At 72.8% G+C, this 21,455-nt stretch carries 22 protein-coding genes; 9 read left to right on the top strand and 13 right to left on the bottom strand.

The genetic code is table 11. The annotated features are described in order from the left end of the window. Positions 1–88: 88 nt before the first annotated feature. Entirely contained in the window at positions 89–763 is a 675-nt protein-coding gene (locus ACFVSN_RS33690) for a UbiX family flavin prenyltransferase (protein WP_380444751.1), read from the bottom strand. A gap of 66 nt (positions 764–829) precedes the next feature. Between ACFVSN_RS33690 and ACFVSN_RS33695 the strand changes: the two genes are divergently transcribed. Both ACFVSN_RS33695 and ACFVSN_RS33700 read left to right on the top strand, forming a co-directional pair. Continuing rightward, the gene (locus ACFVSN_RS33695; RefSeq protein ID WP_387957351.1) at positions 830–1,573 is read left to right on the top strand and encodes a cyclase family protein; all 744 of its coding nucleotides are present in this window, start codon (positions 830–832) and stop codon (positions 1,571–1,573) included. Between the two features lie 132 nt (positions 1,574–1,705). After that, a complete protein-coding gene (locus ACFVSN_RS33700; protein ID WP_380444749.1) occupies positions 1,706–2,422 on the top strand; it encodes an MOSC domain-containing protein in 717 nt (238 codons plus the stop codon). A 42-nt stretch (positions 2,423–2,464) separates the two neighbouring features. On the opposite strand, the gene ACFVSN_RS33705 is transcribed toward ACFVSN_RS33700, so the two are convergent. After that, the gene (locus tag ACFVSN_RS33705) at positions 2,465–2,833 is read right to left on the bottom strand and encodes a VOC family protein (protein WP_387957352.1); all 369 of its coding nucleotides are present in this window, start codon (positions 2,831–2,833) and stop codon (positions 2,465–2,467) included. Between the two features lie 67 nt (positions 2,834–2,900). Then, positions 2,901–3,674 (bottom strand): TetR/AcrR family transcriptional regulator, encoded by a 774-nt coding sequence (locus ACFVSN_RS33710; protein WP_387957354.1) that lies wholly within the window; start codon positions 3,672–3,674, stop codon positions 2,901–2,903. 102 nt (positions 3,675–3,776) lie between these two features. Here ACFVSN_RS33710 and ACFVSN_RS33715 point away from each other — a divergent pair, with 102 nt between their 5' ends. Together ACFVSN_RS33715 and ACFVSN_RS33720 are read left to right on the top strand one after the other, a co-directional pair. Beyond that, positions 3,777–5,003, top strand: coding sequence for an FAD-dependent oxidoreductase (locus ACFVSN_RS33715; RefSeq protein ID WP_387957356.1), 1,227 nt, complete (start codon positions 3,777–3,779; stop codon positions 5,001–5,003). A gap of 219 nt (positions 5,004–5,222) precedes the next feature. Then, a complete protein-coding gene (locus ACFVSN_RS33720; RefSeq protein ID WP_387957358.1) occupies positions 5,223–6,089 on the top strand; it encodes an NAD(P)H-binding protein in 867 nt (288 codons plus the stop codon). Positions 6,090–6,109: 20 nt separating this feature from the next. Here ACFVSN_RS33720 and mqnP read toward each other — a convergent pair whose 3' ends face one another. Continuing rightward, positions 6,110–7,039, bottom strand: coding sequence for a menaquinone biosynthesis prenyltransferase MqnP (gene mqnP, locus ACFVSN_RS33725; RefSeq protein ID WP_380444742.1), 930 nt, complete (start codon positions 7,037–7,039; stop codon positions 6,110–6,112). After that, positions 7,036–8,487, bottom strand: coding sequence for a menaquinone biosynthesis decarboxylase (locus tag ACFVSN_RS33730; RefSeq protein ID WP_380444741.1), 1,452 nt, complete (start codon positions 8,485–8,487; stop codon positions 7,036–7,038). Before ACFVSN_RS33730 ends, mqnP begins: the two co-directional genes overlap by 4 nt. 106 nt (positions 8,488–8,593) lie before the next feature. Between ACFVSN_RS33730 and ACFVSN_RS33735 the strand changes: the two genes are divergently transcribed. From ACFVSN_RS33735 to ACFVSN_RS33750, 4 genes are all read left to right on the top strand, one after another. After that, on the top strand, positions 8,594–8,998 hold the full coding sequence (locus ACFVSN_RS33735) for a PLD nuclease N-terminal domain-containing protein (RefSeq protein WP_380444739.1): 405 nt from the start codon (positions 8,594–8,596) through the stop codon (positions 8,996–8,998). A 451-nt stretch (positions 8,999–9,449) separates the two neighbouring features. After that, positions 9,450–11,051 (top strand): acyl-CoA carboxylase subunit beta, encoded by a 1,602-nt coding sequence (locus ACFVSN_RS33740; protein ID WP_380444738.1) that lies wholly within the window; start codon positions 9,450–9,452, stop codon positions 11,049–11,051. A 107-nt stretch (positions 11,052–11,158) separates the two neighbouring features. Then, positions 11,159–11,368 (top strand): acyl-CoA carboxylase subunit epsilon, encoded by a 210-nt coding sequence (locus ACFVSN_RS33745; protein WP_380444737.1) that lies wholly within the window; start codon positions 11,159–11,161, stop codon positions 11,366–11,368. A gap of 232 nt (positions 11,369–11,600) precedes the next feature. Beyond that, entirely contained in the window at positions 11,601–12,227 is a 627-nt protein-coding gene (locus ACFVSN_RS33750) for a ScbR family autoregulator-binding transcription factor (RefSeq protein ID WP_380444736.1), read from the top strand. A gap of 49 nt (positions 12,228–12,276) precedes the next feature. Here ACFVSN_RS33750 and ACFVSN_RS33755 read toward each other — a convergent pair whose 3' ends face one another. Next, positions 12,277–12,903, bottom strand: coding sequence for a ScbR family autoregulator-binding transcription factor (locus tag ACFVSN_RS33755; RefSeq protein ID WP_380444735.1), 627 nt, complete (start codon positions 12,901–12,903; stop codon positions 12,277–12,279). 353 nt (positions 12,904–13,256) lie between these two features. Here ACFVSN_RS33755 and ACFVSN_RS33760 point away from each other — a divergent pair, with 353 nt between their 5' ends. Beyond that, positions 13,257–14,306: a ScbA/BarX family gamma-butyrolactone biosynthesis protein gene (locus tag ACFVSN_RS33760; protein ID WP_380444734.1), complete on the top strand. Its 1,050-nt coding sequence runs from the start codon at positions 13,257–13,259 to the stop codon at positions 14,304–14,306. 29 nt (positions 14,307–14,335) lie between these two features. On the opposite strand, the gene ACFVSN_RS33765 is transcribed toward ACFVSN_RS33760, so the two are convergent. From ACFVSN_RS33765 to hemL, 7 genes are all read right to left on the bottom strand, one after another. Next, positions 14,336–14,740: a hypothetical protein gene (locus tag ACFVSN_RS33765; RefSeq protein ID WP_380497348.1), complete on the bottom strand. Its 405-nt coding sequence runs from the start codon at positions 14,738–14,740 to the stop codon at positions 14,336–14,338. A 125-nt stretch (positions 14,741–14,865) separates the two neighbouring features. After that, positions 14,866–16,062: a c-type cytochrome biogenesis protein CcsB gene (gene ccsB / locus ACFVSN_RS33770; RefSeq protein ID WP_380444732.1), complete on the bottom strand. Its 1,197-nt coding sequence runs from the start codon at positions 16,060–16,062 to the stop codon at positions 14,866–14,868. Between the two features lie 3 nt (positions 16,063–16,065). Next, the gene (locus ACFVSN_RS33775) at positions 16,066–17,793 is read right to left on the bottom strand and encodes a cytochrome c biogenesis protein ResB (protein WP_380444731.1); all 1,728 of its coding nucleotides are present in this window, start codon (positions 17,791–17,793) and stop codon (positions 16,066–16,068) included. A gap of 2 nt (positions 17,794–17,795) precedes the next feature. Next, positions 17,796–18,584 carry a cytochrome c biogenesis CcdA family protein gene (locus ACFVSN_RS33780; protein WP_380444729.1) on the bottom strand — a complete coding sequence of 263 codons (789 nt, stop codon included), beginning with the start codon at positions 18,582–18,584 and terminating at the stop codon, positions 17,796–17,798. Beyond that, positions 18,581–19,198: a TlpA family protein disulfide reductase gene (locus ACFVSN_RS33785; protein ID WP_380444728.1), complete on the bottom strand. Its 618-nt coding sequence runs from the start codon at positions 19,196–19,198 to the stop codon at positions 18,581–18,583. The genes ACFVSN_RS33780 and ACFVSN_RS33785 overlap by 4 nt, the downstream gene beginning before the upstream one ends. Positions 19,199–19,395: 197 nt before the next feature. Then, positions 19,396–20,046, bottom strand: coding sequence for a histidine phosphatase family protein (locus ACFVSN_RS33790; RefSeq protein WP_380444772.1), 651 nt, complete (start codon positions 20,044–20,046; stop codon positions 19,396–19,398). A gap of 62 nt (positions 20,047–20,108) precedes the next feature. Beyond that, positions 20,109–21,437, bottom strand: a complete 1,329-nt coding sequence (gene hemL, locus ACFVSN_RS33795; RefSeq protein WP_380444726.1) for a glutamate-1-semialdehyde 2,1-aminomutase — start codon at positions 21,435–21,437, stop codon at positions 20,109–20,111. Between the last annotated feature and the right edge of the window lie 18 nt (positions 21,438–21,455).

The following is a 21,455-nucleotide window of genomic DNA, read 5'->3' on the forward strand; positions in this document are numbered from 1 at the left end:
ACCCACAGATCATTATCCGGATTCAAAGGCGCCGTGCAGGGACCAACCCGGATATCGCAGAGAACATACTCTCCCGGCCCCGGCTTCCTCACTCCCCCTCAGCCGTCGCCGGTGCGCCGCCGCCGCTCCGGCGCGCCGCCGCGCCCAACTCCCCTTCCCAGCGCAGGTACAGGGAATGCGGCACGCCGACGGCGTCCAGCACCCGGCCGGCGACGAAATCGACGAGTTCGCGCACGGTGGAGCCGCCCGCGTAGAAACCGGGCGACGCGGGGAGCACGACCGCGCCCTGTGCGTCCAGTTCCACCAAGTGCTTCAACGTCACCCCGTTGAGTGGCGTCTCGCGGACGCACACGACCAGCGGGCGGCGCTCCTTGAGGGTGACGCTGGCCACCCGCTGGAGCAGGTCCTTGCTCAGGCCGAGCGCGATCCCGGCCACCGCGCCGGTGGTCGCGGGGACGACGAGCATGCCCTTGGCCGGGTACGAGCCGCTGGACGGGCCGGCCGCGAAGTCCCCCGCGGACCAGTAGCGGACGTCGTCCAGGCCCTCGTCACCGCCCAGCCACTCGGCGAGGTCGGTGCGCCAGTGGGCGTCCCGGAAGGAGATGCCGGTCTCGTCCAGGATGGTGAGCCGGGCGGCCCGGCTGACGACCAGGTCGACGGACTCCCCGGCCGCGAGCAGCGCACGGATCACGGACGCGGCGTACGGCGTCCCGGACGCACCCGAGACCCCGACCACCCACGGTTGACGCTTCACTGTTCCCATGGGCCATTTCTATCCGGCCCCACCCGGCGTGGCCGCATCCGCGCGTCCCCCTGCGAGGATGAGGCCATGGCAGCGACCCTCGTCGACCTCACCCACCAGGTGACCACCGCGATGCCGGTCTACCCCGGCGATCCGGCGGTCGTGCTGGAGCCCGCGCTCACCACCGCGACCGCCGGGGTGAACGTGCTGGCCCTGCACCTCGGTTCGCAGTCCGGGACGCACGTGGACGCCCCGTACCACGTGGACGTGACCTGGCCGACGCTCGACGGGCTCCCGCTGGAGCGCTTCACGGGCCCCGCGGTGATCGCCGACCTGCGCGGGCTGGAGCCCCGGGCGGCCGTCACGCCCGAGCTGCTCGCGCCCGCGCTGGAGCGGGCGGGCGAGGGGACCGTCCTGCTGCTGGCCACCGGCTGGGCGCGGCACTGGGCCACCGACGCGTACTTCGCGCACCCGAGCCTGACCCCCGACGCGGCCGAGGCGATCGTCGCGGCCGGGGTCCGCACGGTCGGCGTGGACGCGCTGAGCGTCGACCCCACCCCCGACCCGGGGCCGGGCGACCCGGCGGTGGCCGCGCTGCTCGCCGACCTCACCGACGAGCACGACCACCCGGCCGCCGACGAGCCGACCCTGGCCGCGCACCGGGTGCTGCTGGGGGCGCCCGGCGGTGGGGTGATCGCGGAGAACCTGACCGACCTGCGGGCCCTGCTGGACGCCCAGGAGGCCGGACTGCCGGTGGAGGTCTCGCTGTTCCCGCTGCGGCTGGTCGCGGCGGACGGCGCACCGGTCCGGGCGGTGGCCCGCCTGGGGTGACCCCGGTGGGCGCGGGAACGGGTCGCGCCCGCGCCCTTTTCCGGGCCGGTCCGGGAGCGTCCGGTTCCGGCCAACTGCCCAGCCAGACTTGGTCTAGACCATCCCCCGGACCCGCCGGTACGCTGTCCGCCCATGGCAGAGATCATCGGAGTGATCGAGCGACTCTGGCGCTACCCCGTGAAGTCCACCGGCGGCGAGCGGCTCGACTCCGTCGAGGTGGAGCGGCGCGGCCTGGCCGGCGACCGCCTCTACGCCGTCCGCGACGCGGCCGGCAGGTTCGGCTCGGGCAAGAACACCCGCCGCTTCCGGCGGATGGACGGCCTGCTCCGGCTCTCCTCCAGACTCGGCCACCGGCTCGACGGCCCCGAGCTGTTCGACCCGCTCGGGCGCCCGGTCGCCGACCCGACCGCCTTCCTGCGCGCCTACCTCCAGCGCGAGGACGTCGAACTCGCCCGCGAGGACGCCGTCTCGCACTTCGACCAGCTGCCGGTGAGCGTGATCACCACCGCCACCCTCGACTGGGCCCGCGAGGCCGCCCCGCTCACCGTCGTCGACGAACGCCGGTTCCGGCCCAACATCGTGCTGCGCACCCCGCCCGGCACCCCGCCGTTCGTCGAGGACACCTGGTTCGGCCGCGAGGGCCGCACCGAAGCCCCGGACGGCGCCCGGCTCGCCTTCGTCCGCTCCAGCGAGCGCTGCGCCATGACCTCCGCCGCCCAGCCGGGGCTCCCGCACGCGCCGGAGCTGCTCAAGGCCGTCGTGGCCGCCCACGACGGCCGGCTCGACGCCCTCGCGGAGGTCGCCGCGCCGGGCCGGCTGCGCGTGGGCGACCGGCTGACGCTCGCCTGATCCATCGCAATGGAGCACGCAGGTCAATGACTTGACGATGCGTCAGCTACGGATCAGGCACACCGGATGCCCCGCCGGATCCGCGAAGACCCGCCAGCCGCCGGCGTCGTGCAGACGGACGGCGCCGAGCGCGAGCACCGCGCGCTCGGCGGCGTCCAGGTCCTCGACGTCGACGTCCAGGTGCGCCTGCTGGGGGTGCTCCGGATCCGGCCAGCGGGGCGGGCGGTGGTCGGCGACGCGCTGGAAGCAGAGCACCGCGCCGCCGTCCAGGTGCAGCGTGGACCAGCCGTCGCCGAGCGCCCAGCGCGGATCCGGCCGGTCGACCTCGCCGCCCAGCAGGCCCGCGTAGAAGCGGGCCAGCGCGGCCGGTTCCGGGCAGTCGAGCACCAGGCACTGCAGTTTGCCGATCACGGCCTTCTCCGTCCTCCGGTGGTTGCGTCCGGGGCCGATTCTCGCCGCCGGACGGGCGGTCCGGAGCTCAGGGCAGCGCGACCGCCCGCAGGTAGGCCTCGGTGAACAGCTCGATGGTCTCGTCCCGCGAGGGCAGCCCGGCGCCGAGCGCCGGTTCGAGGACCGGCCGCAGCAGCACGTGGTTGATCACCGGGCCGAGCAGCAGCTGGACCAGCACCGGCATCGGGAGCGGCCGCAGCCGCCCGGCCTCGACGTGCGGCAGCAGCAGCCGGCCCAGGCCGTCGACCATCCGGGGCAGGTGGGCGGTCATCATCCGCGCGGCCGGGCCGTCCGGACGGCTGAACAGGTCCGCGAAGACCGCGGGGACGATCCGCGGCTCGTGCTCCAGGGCCGCCGCGTACAGCCGGTAGAGCGCCCGCACGGTGTCCGCGAGCTGCTCGGGCGGATCGGCCGCGAGGGCCTCCAGGTCGGGCAGCGGGCCGTGCGCCTCGAACACGGCGGAGAGCAGGCCGTCCCGCCCCTCGAAGACGGCGTGCAGGCTCGGCAGCGAACACCCCGCGCGGTCCGCGACGGCGTCCAGGGTGATCCCGCCCAGGCCGCGCTCGGCCACCAGCCGGGCCGCCGCGTCGACCGCGCGCTCGCGCACCGGGCGCCGCCCGCCCGGGTCGACGCCCGCCTGCCGGACGGCCTCGTCCAGGGCGCCCCGGGAGCCGCCGAGGCGGCGCAGCAGCGTGCTGCGGGAGACGCCGGCGGCCGTCGCGATCGCCGTCAGGGGGACGTCCGCGACGTCCTGGCCGCGCTCCTTCGCCGCCGCCAGCGCCGCGGCCACCAGATCCTTCATGTGGAGCATCGTACTACTTGACACCTGAGACGGTTCCAGAGAGTCTGTTTATGCGAGTTCCACGCAGAGAGTGACCAGCCAGGCACTGAGGGGAGAACTGTCATGAGCGTCGTCATCTCCGGGGGCGGACCGGCCGGCATGATGCTGGGCCTGATGCTGGCCCGGGCCGGCGTCGAGGTGACCGTGCTGGAGAAGCACGGTGACTTCCTGCGCGACTTCCGCGGCGACACCGTCCACGCGTCCACCGTGCGGCTGATGGACGAGCTCGGGCTCGGCCGCGAGTTCGCGAAGCTGCCGCAGAGCCGGCTCGGCAACATGGTGGTGCCGGTGCCCGGAGTGGGCGACGTCGCGCTGAGCGCCTTCGAGAAGCTGCCCGCGCCGTACAACTACATCGCGATGATCCCGCAGTGGGACCTGCTCGACTTCCTCCTCCGGCAGGCGAAGCAGGAGCCCTCGTTCACCGTCCGGATGAACACCGAGGCCACCGGCCTGATCCGGGAGGGCGGCCGGGTCGCCGGGGTGCGCTACCGCACCCGGGACGGCGAGGAGGGCGAGATCCGCGCCGCGCTCACCGTCGCCGCCGACGGCCGGCACTCGGTGCTCCGCCGGGAGGCCGGGCTGGTGCCCGAGGAGTTCCCCGTCCCGTTCGACACCTGGTGGTTCCGGCTGCCCCGGCACGCCGACGAGCAGGGTGTCCCGCCGAACCTCGCGCCCGCGTTCGGGCGCGGCGAGCTGGCGATCAGCCTCACCCGCGAGGACTACTTCCAGATCGCCTACTTCACCGCCAAGGGCTCCGACGCCCGCCTGCGGGCCGAAGGGATCGAGCGTTTCCGCGCCCGGATCGCCCGGCTGATGCCGCGGTACGCGGACCGGGTCGACCAGCTGGCGGGCATGGACGACGTCCACCTGCTCGACGTCCGGCTCAACCGGCTGCACCGCTGGTACGCCGACGGCCTCCTGCTGATCGGCGACGCCGCCCACGCGATGTCCCCCGCCGGCGGGGTGGGCATCAACCTCGCCATCCAGGACGCGGTGGCCACCGCTGCGCTGCTCGCCGAACCGCTGCGGCGCGGGCGCGTCACCGAAGCCGACCTCGCGCGGGTGCAGCGGCGCCGGTGGCTGCCGATGGCGGTGATCCAGCGCATGCAGCGGCTCCTGCACGAGGTGATGTTCGCCCCGGTCCTGGCCGGCCGCCGGGTCGGCCCGCCGACCCGGCTCGTCCTGCTCGCCCGCTTCGTGCCGGGCTTCCGGCAGATCCCGTCCCGCCTGATCGCCCTCGGCCCGCGCCCGGAGCACGCGCCGGCCTTCGCCCGCCGGGCGTCGGCCTGACCGGTCGGCCGACGGCGGCGGCGCCGAGGGGCTCGAAGTCGCACGGGAGGCGCGCGGCGGACGCCGTGCGCCTCCACGCGTCCATACGCGAGAGGCGCGGGACCGGCCGCGGCCGCGCCGGGGGCGCCGGTCCGGAGGGCGCACGACGGTAGACGATCGCGCATGAACCGGAGATCCGCGCGCATGGGGGGTCTCATCTTCGCCGCATACCGTCGAGACATGACACAGAAGCGAATTGACGGCTCGTCGGACATACTCGTGGTGGGCGCCACCGGAACCGTCGGCCGGCACGTCACCCTGCAGCTGCTCGCCTCCGGAGTGCGCGTCCGGGCGCTGACCCGCCACCCGGACCTGGCCCGGCAGCCCAGGTACGTCCAGGGCGACCTGCTCGACCCGGACAGCCTGGAAGCCGCCGCCACCGGCGCCGACGCCGCCTTCCTGATCTGGCCCTACCCGACGGCCGACGGCGCCGCGGCCGCCGTCGCGGCGATGGCGCGGCACGTCCGCAAGGCGGTCTTCCTCTCCTCCGCCGCCGTCCGGGACGTGCCCGGCCGGGGCTCCGAGTCGCCGGGCCGGCCGGACGCCGCGATCGAGGCCCTGATCGCCGGCAGCGGAGTCCGGTACACCTTCCTGCGCCCGCACGGCTTCACCGCCAACACCCTGCGCTGGGCCGAGGAGATCCGCACCGACGCCGCCGTCCGCGGCTTCGGCGGCGGGGCCGGGCTCAACCTGGTCGACGAGCGGGACATCGCCGCCGTCGCCGTGCGGGCCCTCACCGAGGACGGCCACGAGGGCGCCAGGTACGTGCTCACCGGCCCGGAGTCCCCCAGCCAGGAGGAGCAGGTCCGGATCATCGGCGAGGCGGTCGGCCTCCCGGCCCGCTGGGAGGAGCTCCCCCGCGACGCCGCCCGCCTGCGGATGCTCACCGCCGGCTGGCCCCCGGCCATCGTCGACCGCGCCCTCGACTTCATCCACGCCCGCATCGGCGACCCCGAGCCGGTCACCAGCACGGTCGAGGACATCACCGGCCGCCCGCCGCGCAGCCTGCGCAACTGGGCCGCCGACCACGCGGCCCTGTTCCGCTGAGCGCGCCCGGGGGCCGCCGGTCAGACCCCGAGCCCCCGGATGACCAGGTCCACCAGGGCGAAGAAGAACAGCGAGATGCCGACGAAGCCGTTGGTCTGGAAGAACGCGCGGTTGAGCTTGGACAGGTCGTTCGGCCGCACGATGGTGTGCTCGTAGACGAACGCGCCGGCCACGACGACCAGGCCGATCCAGAACGCGACGCCGGCGCCGGTGAGGACGCCGAACCAGGCCAGCAGGGCCGTGGTGACGAGGTGGCAGGCGCGGGCGCCCCGGATGGCCGCCGGGATGCCGAAGCGGGCCGGCACCGAGCGCACGCCGCCGTGCCGGTCGGACTGCACGTCCTGGCAGGCGTAGATGAGGTCGAACCCGCCGATCCAGATCCCGACCGCCGCGCCGAGCACGACGGCCTCCCAGGACCAGGTGCCGGTCACCGCGAGCCAGGCGCCCACCGGGCCCATCGCCTGCGCCAGTCCGAGGATCGCCTGCGGGAAGTCGGTGAACCGCTTGCCGTAGGGGTAGACGACCATCGGCACGACGGCCACCGGCGCGAGCGCGAGGCACAGCGGGTTCAGCATGGCCGCCGCGCCCAGGAACACCACCAGGGCGACCGCCGAGCCGGTGTACGCCGTCTTCAGGGAGACGGCGCCGGTGACGAGTTCGCGCCCGGCGGTGCGCGGGTTCCGGGCGTCGATCTCGCGGTCGATGATCCGGTTGGCGGCCATCGCGAAGGTCCGCAGGCCGACCATGCAGACCGTGACGACGAACAGCTGGCCCCAGTGCACCCGCTTGTCGGCGAGGAACATGGCCGTCAGCGCGGCGATGTAGGCGAAGGGCAGGGCGAAGACCGAGTGCTCGATCATCACGAGCCGCAGGAAGGCCGACACACCCCCGCGGGTGCGGGGAGATTCGCCCTGTCCTCCGTTGCCGAGCGTACCGACTCCGGTGCTCACAGCCCGTACTCCTTCCAGCGACGCGACACGAGAGCGGCCGTGGCCGGGTCCGAGGAGACCATCTCGGGCCAGCCGCCGTCGCGGGTGTAGCCCTCCTCGGGGAGCTTGCGGGTCGCGTCGATGCCCGCCTTGCCGCCCCAGAACTGCTGGTAGGAGGCGTGGTCGAGGTGGTCGACCGGGCCCTCGACGACCGTCAGGTCGCGGCTGTAGTCGACGTTCCCGAAGGCCCGCCAGGCGACCTCCTGGTAGTCGTGCACGTCGCAGTCCGCGTCCACCACGATGATCAGCTTGGTCAGCGACATCATGTGCGCGCCCCAGATCGCGTGCATCGTCTTCTGGGCGTGCTTCGGGTACTTCTTGTCGATCGAGACGATCACGCAGTTGTGGAAGCCGCCGGCCTCGGGCAGGTCGTAGTCGACGATGTCCGGGATGATGATCTTCAGCAGCGGCAGGAAGAACCGCTCGGTGAACTTGCCCAGCGGGCCGTCCTCGGTCGGCGGGCGGCCGACCACGATGGACTGCAGGACCGGGCGGCGGCGCATCGTCACGCAGTCGATCTTCAGCGCCGGGAACGGCTCCTGCGGCGTGTAGAAGCCGGTGTGGTCGCCGAACGGCCCCTCGGGGAGCATCTCGCCGGGCTCCAGCCAGCCCTCCAGCACGACCTCGGCGTCGGCCGGCACCTGGAGCGGGACGGTCTTGCAGTCGACCATCCGCACGCGCTCACCGGCGACGAACCCGGCGAACAGGTACTCGTCGATGTCCCCCGGCAGCGGCGCGGTGGCCGCGTACGTGACGGCCGGCGGGCAGCCGAAGGCGATCGCGACCGGCAGGCGCTCGCCGCGCTTGGCGGCCACCGCGTAGTGGTTGCGGCTGTCCTTGTGGATCTGCCAGTGCATGCCGATCGTCCGGCGGTCGTGCCGCTGGAGCCGGTAGAGGCCGAGGTTGCGGATGCCGGTGTCCGGGTCCTTGGTGTGGGTGAGGCCCAGGTTGAAGAAGGAGCCGCCGTCCATCGGCCAGGTGAAGAGCGCGGGCAGCTCGTCCAGGTCGACGTCGTCGCCGGTGAGCACGACCTCCTGCACCGGGGCGTCCTTCACGTGCCGCGGCGGGACGTGCGCCATCGAGGCGAGCTTGCCGAAGGCGTCCCGGAAGCCGGTGAAGCCCTGCGGCAGTTCGGGCTTGAGCAGGCCGGCGATCTTCTCGGAGATGTCGTCCGGTCCCTTGAGGCCGAGCGCCTTGGCCAGGCGCCGCTCGGTGCCGAAGACGTTCATCGCGAGCGGCATCGACGAGCCCTTGACGTTCTCGAACAACAGCGCCGGGCCCTTGGCCTTCTGCACCCGGTCGACGATCTCGCCGATCTCCAGGTGCGGGTCCACCTCCGCCTTGATGCGCTTGAGGTCACCCTCGCGGTCGAGGGCCCGGAGAAACGAGCGGAGATCGTCGTATGCCATGCCAGTCAGTATCCGCCACCCGATAGCCTGGCTTCGTCAAGGGCCCCCGGGGAGGGCCCCAGGACGCAGTCCGCCACACTCGCCGTCGCCGGGGGAGATCGCCGCCGTGCTCAGGATCCTGACCTTCGTCGTTCCGCTCGCCCTGTGGGTGTGGGCCTTCATCGACTGCCTGACCACGCCCGAGGACGAGGTGAAGCACCTGCCCAAGGTGGTGTGGGTGATCATCGTGCTGCTGTTCCCGCTGGTCGGCTCGATCGCCTGGCTCGTGGCGGGCAAGCAGCGCGGCGGCGCGCGGGTCGCCGGCGGCGGGCCGGCCTCCGGCCGTCCGGAGCACGCGGGCCCGCGCGGCGGCCGTCCGCTCGCACCGGACGACGACCCGGAGTTCCTCGCCTCCTTGAAGAAGGACGACAAGGGGCACGAGGACATGCTCAAGCAGTGGGAGGCGGACCTGCGCCGCCGCGAGCGGGAGCTGCGCGGCAAGGACGAGCCGGAGGACGGTTCCAAGGGCTGACCCGGCCCGTTCGGGGGATCGCTCGGACAGCCCACCCGGCAGGCGTCGGGTGGGCTGTGGCGTTTTTGGCGCTTCCCTACGACTTCGGCCCCACTACCACGACTTCCCCCGGTCGTCCCACCAGACTTTAGCGACGCTTGAGCGGGGCCCCAGTCGGCTCGCCTACGCTCCTGGGTGACGGCCCTGACCTGCGCTTTCCTTCATGCTCAGATCATCGGACCATCATCTGTCCGACAACCCCCGGTATTCGAACGGACACCGAGCGCATCGGGTGAGGCCCGGTCGCTTCTGTGCAGGCCTGACAGCCAAACGCTCCCGACCTTGTACGGAATCGACGCCGAAACCAGCGCACGGCCCCTCGTACAGTCATAAGTGAAGAAAGTGATTCGCAGCCGGGGGCACAGCAGACGTTGGCTGTCGGACAGTTCCCTCACCCTTGGAGTGGTTCGAGATGACGGTTGTGCATGAGGCGCCGGTCGGCGGCGAGATCCCGGAGATCCCGGCCGACGCCCGAGGTCGGGTCGCCGAGCTGCACGAACTGCGCGAGAAGGTCCGGCGCGGCCCGAGCGAGAAGGCCACCGAGGCCCAGCACGCGAAGGGCAAGCTGACCGCCCGCGAGCGCATCGACCTGCTCCTGGACGAGGGCTCCTTCCACGAGGTCGAGCCGCTGCGCCGGCACCGCGCCACCGGCTTCGGCCTGGAGGCCAAGAAGCCGCACACCGACGGCGTCGTCGTCGGCTGGGGCACCGTCCACGGCCGGACCGTCTTCACCTACGCGCACGACTTCCGGATCTTCGGCGGCGCCCTGGGCGAGGCCCACGCGCAGAAGATCCACAAGATCATGGACATGGCCATCGCGGCCGGCGCGCCCCTGGTCTCCCTGAACGACGGCGCGGGCGCCCGCATCCAGGAGGGCGTCACCGCCCTCGCCGGCTACGGCGGCATCTTCCAGCGCAACACCAAGGCCTCGGGCGTCATCCCGCAGATCTCCGTCATGCTCGGCCCGTGCGCCGGCGGCGCCGCGTACTCCCCCGCGCTGACCGACTTCGTCTTCATGGTCCGCGAGACCTCGCAGATGTTCATCACCGGCCCGGACGTCGTCCAGGCCGTGACCGGCGAGAAGATCAGCCAGAACGGCCTCGGCGGCGCCGACGTCCACGCGGGCGTGTCCGGCGTGGCGCACTTCATCTACGACGACGAGCAGTCGTGCATCGAGGAGGTCCGCTACCTCCTGTCGCTGCTGCCGCAGAACAACCGCGAGATGCCGCCGTCCGTCCTCAGCGAGGACCCGGTCGCGCGCCGCAACGACAGCCTGCTCGACCTGGTGCCGGCGGACGGCAACCGCCCGTACGACATGCGCAAGGTCATCGAGGAGATCGTCGACCACGGCGAGTACCTGGAGGTCCACGAGCGCTGGGCGACCAACGTCCTGTGCGTCCTGGCCCGGGTCGACGGCCACGTGGTCGGCATCATCGCCAACCAGCCGCAGTCGCTGGCCGGCGTCCTCGACATCAACGCCAGCGAGAAGGCCGCGCGCTTCGTCCAGATGTGCGACGCGTTCAACATCCCGCTGGTCACCCTGCTGGACGTCCCGGGCTTCCTGCCCGGCGTCGACCAGGAGCACGGCGGCATCATCCGCCACGGCGCCAAGCTGCTGTACGCGTACTGCAACGCCACCGTGCCGCGGATCTCGCTGATCCTGCGCAAGGCGTACGGCGGCGCCTACATCGTCATGGACTCCCAGTCCATCGGCGCCGACCTCACCTACGCCTGGCCGACCAACGAGATCGCCGTCATGGGCGCCGAGGGCGCCGCCAACGTGATCTTCCGCCGCGACATCAACGGCGCCGAGGACCCGGACGCCATGCGCGCCCAGAAGATCAAGGAATACAAGAACGAGCTGATGCACCCGTACTACGCGGCCGAGCGCGGCCTCGTGGACGACGTCATCGACCCCGCCGAGACCCGTGAGGTGCTCGCCTCGGCGCTCGCCATGCTCCGCACCAAGCACGCCGACCTGCCCAGCCGCAAGCACGGCAACCCGCCGATGTAGCGGTCGCGGGCCACCGCGTCGCAGCAGCACCCGGAAGACCGCGCGCCCCACGGCGCACGGCACCGAGCGAGACCACACACCACAGCCCGGGGGAGAAACCACACACCATGACCGCTTCCGCCGAACCCCTCGTCCGCATCGTCCGCGGCTCCCTCTCCGACGAGGAGCTGGCCGCCCTCACGGCCGTCCTGATGGCGCGCGCCGCCGCCGCGCAGCAGGCCGCCGCCGTCGCGCCGGTCGAGCCGATCGCCAACTGGCAGCGCCTGGAGCGCCGCCCGGCCTACTACTCGCCGGTCAGCTGGCAGCAGGCCGCCTGACGGCCCGCCCCTCCTGACGATTCGCCGCCGACGGCCGGCCGCCCCACCGGGTGGCCGGCCGTCGCGGTTCCGCCGTTCGTACCCGCCCGGCCGGGCCGGCCCGGAGGAAGCCCCGGACCGGGCCGCGAGCGGCTCGGTAGGATACCTACTGGACGGTATGCGGCCCGCCCGCCCGTCGGCCCCCATAGGATCGGCCGCTGCCGAGGTACCAGAACTATCCAGGGAGGCTGCGATGGCCAGGCAGGCCCGCGCACTGGCGACCCGCCAGGCGGTACTCCTCGCGGCGGCCGAGGTGTTCGACGAGCGCGGCTACGCCGCCGCCACGATGTCGGACATCCTGGAGCGGGCCGGCGTCACCAAGGGCGCGCTGTACTTCCACTTCCGCTCCAAGGAGGAGCTGGCGCTGGCCGTCATCCTGGAGGGCCAGAGCGCGTGGCTGGCCACCTGGGAGCCGTCCTCCGACAGCCCGATGCAGACCCTGATCGACCTGTCCTACGCGTTCGCCCGCGCCCTCCAGGACGACGTCCTGGTGCGCGGCAGCATCCGTCTGACGATCGAGCACGGCAGTTTCACCCAGCCCCAGGTCGCGGCCTACCAGGGCTGGTCGGACGCGACGCGGGAGCTGCTGGAGCGCGCGCAGGAGGCCGGGGAGCTGCACCCGGGGATCGACCTGCGCGGCGCGGCCCTGGTGCTGCAGGGGGCCGTCACCGGCATCCAGCTGAGCTCCCAGGTGCTGACCGACCGGCAGGACCTCATCGAGCGGATCGCCGACCTCTGGACGCTGCTGCTGCCCGGTCTCGTCCAGCCGCACGCGCTGACCAGGCTGAGCGTCGTCGAGCGCGTCCCGGCGGCTTCCTGACGCGTTCTGAGGCTCCCTGAGGCCCACCGGGCCCCGAGGCCGGCCGGCGTCAGAGCCGGTAGGCGGCGCAGCGGCCGGTGTCCACCAGGGCGGGCAGCGCGGCCGCCCAGGTCCCGCGGACGGCCTCCGGGCCGAGCCGGGCGGCGTCCTCGGCGGCGAGCAGGACCAGGCCGGCCGCGAGCGTCGTGAGCAGTTCGGCGGCGGCCCAGCGGTCGATGCCGGGGCGCAGTTCGCCGGCCTCGGCGGCGCGGCCGAGCAGGCGGTGGACGACGGCGGTGAAGCTGCGCCAGGCCGCGCCGGAGCCGGACGGGTCGGCGGCGTCCCGGCGGGGGCCGTGGCCGGCCCGGCCGAGCTGGACGCCGGCCCGGACCACCACGTCCTCGCGCAGCAGCCGGGCGAGTTCGTGCGAGAGGTCGACGAGGTCCTGGACGGCGGGCCCGCCGGCGCGCAGGGCCCGCAGCGCGGCCGAGCCGATCTCCCGGCCCGCCGCGGCGCGCACGCCGTCGGCGAGGGCCTGCTTGGAGACGAAGTGGAAGTACAGGGCGCCCTTGCTGACGCCGGCCCGGCGGCTGATGTCGACCAGGCTCGCCGACTCGAAGCCCACGTCCGCGAACGTGCTCGCCGCGGCGAGCAGCACGGCTTGCCTGGTCCGCCCCGCGCGTTCCTGCTTGACCACTGAGGCCCCTCCGGACTCGACCGGCCGCGGCCCCGCCGCCCGGCTGGTGTCAGGGCGCCGACGAGGTGGGGTACGACGCCTCGCATGCGGACGGACGCCACCTAAACCGCATGGTTGGTATCTAATCTACCGCCTCGGCCAACCCCGCCGTCCAGCGGGGAGGCACCCCCGCCCAAGGTCCTGGGTGCCGGACGCCAGGCATTCCCGCAGCCCAGAGGCCCGGTAGCGTGGTCCCGTCGGGCCGCCCGACGGGGGCGACCCCGAACGCGACTCACAAACCGGGTGGTCTGTATGTTTTGCTTGCCAAGCGTCCGCACCGGCCGCTCGACCGACACCCTGGAGTGGGGCCCGTCATGCCACTGATCGTAGAGCCGGATGCCCGCGACCCCTACGCCCACCCCGTCACCGGCTACGACTTCCACGAACGGACCGTCTCCCGCCACCTCGTCCACCGCACCTCGGTGTCCGAGGTGCTCCTCACCGGCTGGCAGGCGGCCGGCCCGTACGAGTTCCGGATCGGCGCCCAGTGGCCCCGGATGCACGGCTTCTACCGGCTGCCCGGCGACCGCCACCACGACCCGGTGCTGATGGCCGAGACCGTCCGGCAGGCCGGTCTGCTGATCGGGCACGTGGGCTTCGGCGTGCCCAAGGGCCACCACTTCGCGATGGACGACCTCGACTACTCGCTCGGCCCGGCCGGACTGGCCGGCCTCGCCGTCACCACCGAACCCGCCTCGCTGATGCTCGACGCCGTCTGCGAGGACGTCCGGATGCGCGGCGGCCGGCTCGCCTCCCTGCGGATGCACGCCGAGATCACCCGGGGCGGCCGGACGGTCGGACGCGGTTCGGGGCAGCTGCGGGTCATCTCCCCCGCCTCCTACGCGCGGCTGCGCGGCCCGGCGCGGCGCGGCGTCACGCCCGTCCGCCCCGGCCCGCCCACGACTCCCGAGCTGGTCGGCCGCGCGCACCCCTCCGACGTCGTGCTCAGCCCGACCCTGCTGCCCGACAGCTGGGTGCTGCGGACGGACGCCGCGCACCCGGTGCTGTTCGACCACACGCTCGACCACGTGCCCGGGATGCTGGTGCTGGAGGCCGCCCGGCAGGCCGCCCAGCGGCTGCGGCACCCCGAACCGGTCGCCCCGGTCGAACTGGTCTCCTCGTTCGACCGCTACATCGAGCTGGACCGGCCCTGCCTCGTGCGCGCCGTCCGCGAGGGGGCCCCGGACGGCCGCCGGGTGCCCGTCCGGGTGCTGCTGATCCAGGACGGCCGGACGGCGGCCGACTGCCGGCTGCTCACCGAGCCGCTGGACGGCCCGTGCGTCCCCTCGGCCCGGCGGGACGGCTTCGACGGCCGCCCCACCGCGCCGGACCTCGGCGGCACCGGACTGCCGCTGGCCTGCTGAGCCCGCCGCCCTACGCCACCTACGCCGCCCTACGCCGCGACGAGCGCGGACGGGCGGCCGGCGTGCATCACGCTCAGGTTGGCGGCCAGCCGGACCGGGTCCTGGGCCAGCCAGAGCCGCAGTGCGGCGCCCAGCATGGCACTGGCCGACCCGACCCGGATGCCCGTCACCTGGGCCAGCCTCGCCGCGCCCGGCACCAGCAGGTCGGCCAGCGCGGTCGGCAGCCAGACCGTCAGCGCGCACGGCGCGGGCGCCGTGAGGGCGCCCAGCAGCCGGTAGGCGTCGGACGGCGAGCTGATCGTGGGGATGATGTCCAGCAGCCCGTCGGCCACCACTTCGGACACGTCGCTGCGGTGCCCCTGGGCGAGCCGGCGGAGCAGCGTGCGCTCTGCGGCGGTGATTCGGACGGTCAGCATGACCTCGTCGCACTCCATTGCGCGATTTCCTCCTCAGTTCCTCCCCGTACCGGCACAGGGCGGCCGGCACGAACTACCCCTGTCGCACCTCGGCCCGGCTTCCAACCGTGGAGCGCCGGGCCGGTGGGTGTGTTCCGCTCCGGTCAGATACCCGCGTACGAGTGCTTGCCGGTGACGAAGATGTTCACGCCGTAGTAGTTGAAGAGCCAGCAGGCGAAGGCCGCCAGCGCCAGGTAGGCCGCCTTGCGGCCCTTCCAGCCGGCCGTCGCACGGGCGTGCAGGTAGCAGGCGTAGGCCACCCACGTGATGAACGACCAGGTCTCCTTCGGGTCCCACTCCCAGTACTTGCCCCAGGCCGCCTCGGCCCAGATCGCGCCCGCGATGATGGTGAAGGTCCACAGCGGGAAGACCAGGGCGTTGATCCGGTACGACAGCTTGTCGAGCGTCGACGCGGCGGGCAGGCGGTTGCAGACCGAGACCCGGACGCGGGCCAGGCCGGTGCGCAGGTCGCTCTGCTGCTTGCCGGCCGTGCGGGCGGCGCCCGGCTTCAGGTACTCGTACAGCCCGGCCTCGACCCGGCGGTGGTAGGAGTCCTGGAACAGGTACAGCAGCGTGGCGATGAAGGCCGCGTAGAAGGCGCCGCCGCAGAAGATCGCGGTGGAGACGTGGATCGCCAGCCAGTACGAGTGCAGCGCGGGGACGAGCTGCTCGGAGTCGGTGTAGAGCACGGTGGTGGCGATGCCGAGCGTGAGCAGCACCGCGACGGTGACCGGCAGGCCGAGCCAGCGGACGTTCTTCCTCGCCGCCAGCAGCACCAGGTACGCGGCCGTCATGGCCAGCGCGAACGCGCAGGAGAACTCGTACATGTTGCCCCACGGCCAGCGGGACACCGACAGGCCGCGGGTGACCACGCCGCCCACGTGCAGCAGTGCCGCCAGGACGGTCAGCGAGACCGCGATGCGGCCGGCCAGGTCGGCCTTCTCGCTGCTGCCGGCCGCGCCGGGGCCGTCCACCTCGTCGTCGCCGCGGCCGCTGGTGACCACCGTGGCACCCTCGCCCGCCAGGGCGGTGCGGGTGAGCGTGGTGGTGCCGCCGCCCGCGCCGGCCACGGTGACGGTGACCTTCTTCGCGGCCCTGGCCGGCTGGTTCCCCGCCGCGGCGACGGTCTCGGCCAGGCTGCCCGACTGCTCCTTCGAGCGGACGGCGACGGCGCCCTTGCTACCGAACGTCCACTCGAACATGTGGGCGAACATGGCGATCGTGTAGACCGCCATCGCCGAATAGATCAGCTTGTTGGAGAGGTCGGCCAGCTGTGGGTCGACCCCCGAGGCGAGATGCACCGTCTACTCCTTGGAGTTCTGGTCGGCAGGGGCTGTGGGGTCCGCGGGTGCTTCCGGTGCCCGGTCGGGTTCGTCGTCCTCGTCCTCCTCGGACGCCGGGGCGTCGTCCTGGAGGTCCACCGCGAGTTCGGCCAGCTCCTCGGCGATCTTCGCCGACTCGCTGCGGGCCAGCCCGGCCAGCTCGACCAGGGTGCCGCCCTCCGGCAGGGCGACCGCCCGCACCCAGATCCGGCGGCGCTGCACGAACAGCGAGCCGATCAGGCCGAGGATCGCCAGCACCGCGCCGGTCAGGGCGATCGCGTTGCCCGGACGGTGCGAGACGTTGAAGCTGGCCCACTGCTTGTAGCCCTCGAACGTGACGCTGCCGTAGCCGTCCGGGAGGGTCCAGCCCTGGCCGGGCTTCAGCAGGGCCTTGGCCGGCTGCTCGTCCAGCTGCAGCTGGGTCATGTTCCTGGTGTTCAGCTGGTACACGTTCTGCGGCAGGCCCGAGTCGGTGCCGAGGTCGCCCTCGTAGGCGTTCAGCACCAGTTCCGGGGCGGCGTCGCCCGGGAAGAGCGAGATCGGGCCGGTGCCCGCGAAGCTCAGCGGGGCGGTCGGCAGGAAGAAGCCGGAGAAGCCCATCTGGGTCTTCGTGCCCTTCGGCCCGATGCCGTAGTCGGACACCTTCACGACGCCGGTCGACGTCATGTTGGCGTCCTGCGGCAGGAACGGCGTCGCGCCGGTGTAGACGACCTCGCCCTTGCCGTTGCGCACGGTGATGACCGGGGCGTAGCCGTGGCCGATCAGGAAGACCTTCGAACCGCCGATCTCCAGCGGGTGGTTGACCTCGATCGTGCCCTGCTTGAGCTTCGCGGCGTCGTCGCCCGCGTAGTACTCGACGTTCGCGGTGAACTGCCGCGCGGCGCCGATCTGGTCGCCCTGGTCCTGGAACTTGGCCGTGAAGCCCTTCAGCTTGAGGTAGAAGGGGTCCAGGTCGTCACTCGTGTAGAAGGCCGAGCCGGTGAAGTCGTCGAGCTGGGTGATGGTGTTGGAGTAACCGTCGCCCTCCACCATCAGCTTGCCGCCGGTGCCGGCCGCCAGGCTCGCCCAGGCGAAGCCGCCGAGCAGCGCGAACAGCGACAGGTGGAACAGCAGGTTGCCGACCTCGCGCAGGTAGCCCTTCTCGGCGGCCACCGCGCCGCCGGCGAGGTGCGCCCGGAACCGGCGCCGGCGCAGCAGCCGGTGCGCGGCGGCGTTGACGACCTCGGCGTCCGCCCCGGTGCGCCAGGCCGCGTAGACCGGCATCCGGGTCAGGTTGCGCGGCGCCGCCGGCGGCTGGGCCCGCAGCACGCCGACGAACTGCCAGGTGCGCGGGACGATGCAGCCGGCCAGCGAGAGGAACAGCAGGATGTAGATCGCCGAGAACCAGACCGAGCTGTAGACGTCGAACAGCTGGAGCTTCTCGTAGATCGGCGCGACCGTGGTGTGCTGCGCCTTCCACGTCTCGACCTTGAACTGGTTCTGGCCGTTCTGCGGGATCAGCGAGCCCGGGATGGCCGCCAGCGACAGCAGGAAGAGCAGGATCAGCGCGACCCGCATCGAGGTCAGCTGGCGCCACATCCAGCGCAGCCAGCCGAGCACCCCTATGCCGGTGGGGCCGTCGGACTCGACCGGGGCGGTGCTGAGCCGCTCGGCCGCCGCGTCGGCCGGCGCCGGGGGCGGCTGCTCGGTGTCGGTCGTGGTGTTGCTCACGGTCAGATTCCGATCCGGAAGTCGGCGGTCCAGGACTGCAGCTGGTACATCATCGCGTCCCAGACACCGGTGACGAGCAGCAGACCGACCGCGACGAGCATGCCGCCGCCGATCCTCATGACGAGCGGGTAGTGCCGCTTGACCCACCCGAAGGCGCCGAGCGCGCGGCGGAAGGCGACGGCGGCCAGGATGAACGGTACGCCGAGACCCAGGCAGTAGAAGGTGGTCAGCAGCGCGCCACGCTGGGCGTCGGCCTGGTTGAGCGCCAGGTTCTGCACCGCGGTCAGGGTCGGGCCCATGCAGGGCGTCCAGCCGACGCCGAACACCACGCCCAGCACCGGGGCGCCCAGCAGGCCGACCGCCGGGCGGCGGTGCGAGCGCACCTCGCGCATGCTCAGCCCGGGGACCAGGCCCATGAAGGCCAGGCCCATCACGACGGTGAGCCCGCCCAGCACGATGTCGATCGTCCGCTTGTAGCCCTGCAGCTCCTGGCCGAAGTAGCCGAACAGGGCGCCGGTGGAGACGAAGACGGCGGTGAAGCCGAGGATGAACAGCAGCACGCCGAGCAGCATCCGGCCGCGCCGGGTGCCGCGCGCGTCGGCCAGGTCGGCGGCGGAGAAGCCGGTCACGTACGACAGGTAGCCCGGCACCAGCGGGAGCACGCACGGCGAGAAGAACGACACGAGCCCGGCCGCGAGCGCGACCGGCGCCGCGACCAGCAGCGCCCCGCTCTGCACGGTCGCGGTGGTGTCGGCGAGCCGCAGGACGGTGCCGGCGGCCTCCGCGCTCACTGCTTCGGCTCCGCGACCACCGGCTGGAGCACCGACTCGAGGGCGTCGTCGACCGTGCCGCCGACGGCGCGGGCGGCGAGCTTGCCGTCCCGGTCGATGATCAGCGTGGTCGGGATCGACTGCGGGTTGAGGCTGCCCTTGGGGAACTTGAGCAGCTGGGTGCCGGCCGGGTCGAAGATGCTCGGGTAGGTGACGCCCTTCTCCTGCTCGAAGCGGAGGGCGTTGGCCTTCTCGGTGTCGCGCGTGTTGACGCCGAGGAACTGGACCCCCTGGTCCTTGTACTTCTGCCAGACCCGCTCCAGGTCGTCCGCCTCGCCCCGGCACGGCCCGCACCAGGAGCCCCAGACGTTCAGCACGACGACCTTGCCGCGGTAGTCCGAGAGCTTGACCTGGTTGCCCTCGAGGGTCTCCCCGGCGATGTCCGGCGCGTCCTCGCGGTGGCCGGCCTCCGCCTTGGAGACGTTGGTGCCCTTGACCGTCACGAACCCGAGCTGCCCGTCACCACTGCTCGACGAACCCGACGAGGAGCATCCGGTGAGGACGAGCGCAGCGGCGGCGGCGGTAGCGGCGGCGGCTGCGGCGACACGGGGGCGGGGGCGCGCCATGGCAGACATGTGAAAAGTTTCGCATGGAGTTCCAGGCAGGTTCGGGGGGGTCCTGCCTTGCGCGTCGCACCCCCTCTGACCTGCGGCGAGGCCCGGCCGTCCGGTGATCTTCGGACGGCCGGGCCCCATACTTACACCCCGCTTACGGGCCGTTCGGGCGAGTCTCGAACGGGCCCTCGGGCGCGTCGTCCGCGGGCCTCGGAGCCTCAGGCGCCGAAGCTCTTGCCCACCGGCTTGTCGCCCTTGCGGCCCTTGCCCACCAGGTGCGCGGGCAGCAGGTCGCGGGCCGGCTCGCGGTAGCCGACCGAGACGATCTTGTCGCCCTCGAAGGTGAAGCTGGTCAGCGAGGCCAGCGAGCACTGCCGGTTGCGCGGGTCGTGCCACAGCCGGCGGCGCTCGACGAAGGAGCGGACGATCCAGATCGGCAGCTGGTGGCTGACGCAGACCGCCTCGTGCCCGCGGGCGGCGTCCCGGGCGGCGCCGAGCGCGCCCATCATCCGCACGACCTGGTCGAGGTAGGGCTCGCCCCAGGAGGGCTTGAACGGGTTGGTGAGGTACTTCCAGTAGCCCGGGTTGCGCAGCGAGCCGTCACCGACGCCGAAGGTCTTGCCCTCGAAGATGTTCTCCGCCTCGATCAGCCGCGCGTCCGCCGCGACCTCCAGGCCGTGCGCCTTGGCGATCGGCTCGGCGGTCTCCTGCGCCCGCTCCAGCGGGGACGCCACCACGTGGGTGATGTCCCGTCCGGCCAGGTCCTCGGCGACCCGGTCGGCCATCCGCCGGCCCAGCTCGGACAGGTGGTAGTCCGGCAGGCGGCCGTACAGGACGCCCTCCGGGTTGTGCACCTCACCGTGCCGCATCAGGTGGACGACGGTGATCTCTTCGGCACTCACTTCTCAAGACTCCTGGGGCTCGGGGTGGACTAGGCCGTGGCCGCGGCGGCCGCGCGCGCGGCGGCCGGCAGGGCGGCGGCGATCCGCTCGATCGCCCGCTCGTCGTGGGACGCCGAGACGAACCAGGACTCGAAGGCGGACGGCGGCAGGTAGACGCCCTCGGCGAGCATCGCGTGGAAGAAGGCGGTGAAACGGTACGCCTCCTGGGTCCTGGCCTCGTCGTAGTTGGTGACCGCGGCCTCGGTGAAGAACACCGAGAACATGTTCCCGGCGGTCTGCAGCCGGTGCGCCACGCCCTCCTTGGCGAGCGCCTCGGTGACCAGGCCGGAGACCTCGGCGGCGACCCGGTCCACCGTCGCGTAGACCTCGTCGGTGCAGCCGCGCAGCTGGGCGAGGCCGGCGGCGGTGGCGACCGGGTTACCGGAGAGGGTGCCGGCCTGGTAGACCGGGCCGGCCGGGGCCAGGTGCGCCATCACGTCGGCGCGGCCGCCGAAGGCCGCGGCCGGGAAGCCGCCGCCCATGACCTTGCCGAAGGTGAGCAGGTCCGGCGCCCAGCCCTCGTGCGCGGCCTCCAGGCCGTACCAGCCGGCCTTGGAGACGCGGAAGCCGGTCATCACCTCGTCGGAGATGAACAGCGCGCCGTTGTCCCGGCAGAGGCGGGCCAGGCCGGCGTTGAAGCCGGGCAGCGGCGGGACGACGCCCATGTTGCCGGGCGAGGCCTCGGTGATCACGCAGGCGATCTCGCCCGGGTGCGCGGCGAAGGCCTGTTCGACCGCGGCGAGGTCGTTGTAGGGCAGCACGATGGTGTCGCCGGCCTGGGCGCCGGTGACGCCCGGGGTGTCGGGCAGGCCGAAGGTGGCGACGCCGGAACCGGCGGCGGCCAGCAGCGCGTCCACGTGACCGTGGTAGCAGCCCGCGAACTTCACGACCTTCGCCCGGCCGGTGAAGCCTCGGGCCAGCCGGATCGCGGACATGGTGGCCTCGGTGCCCGAGGAGACCAGCCGGACCTGCTCGACCGGGGCGATCCGCGCGACGATCTCCTCGGCGAGCTCGACCTCGCCCTGGCCGGGCGTGCCGAAGGACGTGCCGCGGACGACCGCCGCCTGCACGGCGTCGATCACCGCGGGGTGCGCGTGGCCGAGGATCATCGGACCCCACGAGCACACCAGGTCGACGTACTCGCGGCCGTCGGCGTCGGTGAGGTAGGGGCCGGTTCCGGACACCATGAAGCGCGGCGTGCCGCCGACCGCGCGGAAGGCGCGCACCGGGGAGTTGACGCCGCCGGGCGTGACGACCGACGCGCGGTCGAACAGCGACTGGGACTGGGGGGCTTCGTAGGGGTAGCTCACGGGAGACATGGTCTCAAATCGTGTCCT

Source organism: Kitasatospora sp. NPDC057904, assembly GCF_042887925.1.
Lineage (GTDB): Bacteria > Actinomycetota > Actinomycetes > Streptomycetales > Streptomycetaceae > Kitasatospora.